2 protein-coding genes are annotated in these 1,139 nt (G+C 45.7%); both read right to left on the bottom strand.

Annotated elements, in window-relative coordinates:
* On the bottom strand, window positions 1-237 hold a 237-nt coding region (locus R7044_RS24195), incomplete at its 3' end, for a TSUP family transporter (RefSeq protein ID WP_225455870.1).
* Between the two features lie 6 nt (window positions 238-243).
* Window positions 244-1,139: putative PEP-binding protein (locus tag R7044_RS24190; RefSeq protein WP_318141732.1), on the bottom strand; the 896-nt coding region annotated here is incomplete at its 5' end.

The following is a 1,139-nucleotide window of genomic DNA, read 5'->3' as shown; positions in this document are numbered from 1 at the left end:
ATCTACGTTGCCAAGTTTAAGATGGTTGAGAGCAGAAGAACCTGATGTAACGATGATGCTTGCCAGAGATGTCGCAAGCGCCATATGCATGCTCATTTCTGGAGAAATGCCCGCCCAAGGCAGCAAAAATAACAACGCAGGTACGACGATTAATCCGCCCCCAATGCCGAGTAGCCCCGCCATCACACCAACAAAAGCGCCCAGCGCCAGCAATAACAAAAATAAAGAGACGGTCACGATTACCTACTTTTTCCCTGCACGAACGAAGCCTGCAAAACCTTGTTGGATAAAGAAATCATGCATCATTTGATGAATCTCCTCTCCGTACGATTTTGTCATCGCCTGTTCTGCTAGTTTTTCTAGTTCCTGTTGTTGGCTATGACGAATCAAATACTTCACCTTAGCCACGTTAGATGTGTTCATACTTAAGCTGGTGTATCCCAACCCAAGTAATAAGAGCGCACCAAATGGATCACCGGCTAATTCACCGCAGATGCACACTGGCACATGATATTTATCGCACACGTCATGAATCTGTTTGAGTGCTAACAGCACTGCCGGATGCATGGATTCATAGACATCAGCGACGCGGGAATTGTTCCGATCCACCGCCAGTAAATACTGAGTTAAGTCGTTAGTACCAACAGAGACAAAATCCACTCGATGCGCGATGGCAGGAAGCAGATATACCATTGATGGCACTTCGATCATCACCCCGACTTTTGGAGCCTGGATACGCTCATCAAGCAAGACAACTTCGCTGTAGGCTTGGTTGATCAGCGTCATCGCATCATCCAGCTCTTTAATACCAGATACCATGGGTAACAAGATACTTAAATTACCACTTTCAGCACTGGCTCTTAGCATCGCACGCAATTGAATCAAAAAGATATCAGGATGATCTAACGTAAAGCGAATCCCGCGCCAACCTAAAAACGGATTGTCCTCTTCGATTGGCAGGTATGGCAATGGTTTATCACCACCGATGTCCAGAGTACGCATCACCACGCGTTGGCTCGAGTAGCTGTTTAATATTGCTCGATATTGATGATACTGCTCATCTTCCGATGGAAAGTGATGTTGAAGTAAAAATGCAATTTCAGTTCGATATAAACCGACACCATCGACGCCCGTATTAA

It is taken from the genome of Vibrio sp. 1402 (assembly GCF_033340275.1).
This window is presented reverse-complemented; position numbering and strand designations above follow the sequence as displayed.